This window comes from Vibrio sp. 811 (genome assembly GCF_033339195.1).
In genome coordinates this window covers 1-925 of the sequence record NZ_JAWOUB010000165.1, presented here as the reverse complement: position 1 = coordinate 925, position 925 = coordinate 1, and the positions used below count along the sequence as shown (strand labels likewise).

Sequence of the window (925 nt, the reverse complement as noted above, 5' to 3'; positions counted from 1 at the left end):
AATTTCTTTGGTGTTTTGGTTGCAGTGGGCTTCAGAGACTTAGCCGCTTTAGCATTGGGGTTTTAATTAAGTTCAGTGGATTACGTGTATTTCTTTTTCCCAAAGGGTGGTTTTCTAAATCCAATTTTAACTATTTGCGTGAAGCGCCTAACAAAGCATTTAAGAGTGACTCACAACGCTTGGCGATTTCAGTTTAAACTCGGCTTTGGTGTTTAAGGTTCAATGGTTTGGGTTAGGCGTTTAGCGTTGTTCGCACCTTAATGCGGCGTTAGTTGCCAACGAGGAAAAATGTACCTAGAGCAGAATGTTTAGGGCTAATGTCCATGTGTTTTTGGCTAGGTTTTTCGCATTTCAATTTCTAGTTATTTGGGTTTGTGAAAGTCGTGCTTTGGTTTCTTGTGCGGTTTGGGTTTTCTGTTTCAGAAGCCGATTAGTTTGTTGAAAGTCTGCTCTGTTGCATTGTCGTTCCAAAAGGTTTGTTTGGTGTTCAAAGTCCGTTTTCTACGGCGTTGTAAATTCCAAGTGGTTTCAGTGACAGGCGCTTTGAAACTGCGCCTGATTTGGGTTTCTTAAAAAACGTAAAACTAGTGTTGGCAAAGCGGTAATTAACATCAAATCAAAGCTTTAGGTTTGGCAACTAACAAAGCATTCAAGAGGGATTCACAACGCTTGGCAGTTTTGGTTTGAATTAGCTTAAGTGTTTACGGCACAATGGTTTAGGTCGGGTGGTTTGCGTTGTTCACCCCTTAATGCGGCGTTAGCTATCAAAGAGGTACAATGAAAATTCTCAGCTGTTTGATAATGTTAGTCATAATATCGTATACGACTAAAGCTGGTCAGCTCTCGTTGCCGGAATGTGAAGTAGAAAATCCATTGAAAACAGAGTTACATTTCTACGTAAATAAACAAGTTCTTGACGAATATT

General features: G+C 40.0%; 1 protein-coding gene. It reads left to right on the top strand.

Going from position 1 to position 925, the window contains the following annotated elements:
* Positions 1–197 (top strand): hypothetical protein (locus R7Q46_RS25580; protein WP_318077997.1); only part of this gene is annotated, 197 nt, incomplete at its 5' end.
* Between the last annotated feature and the right edge of the window lie 728 nt (positions 198–925).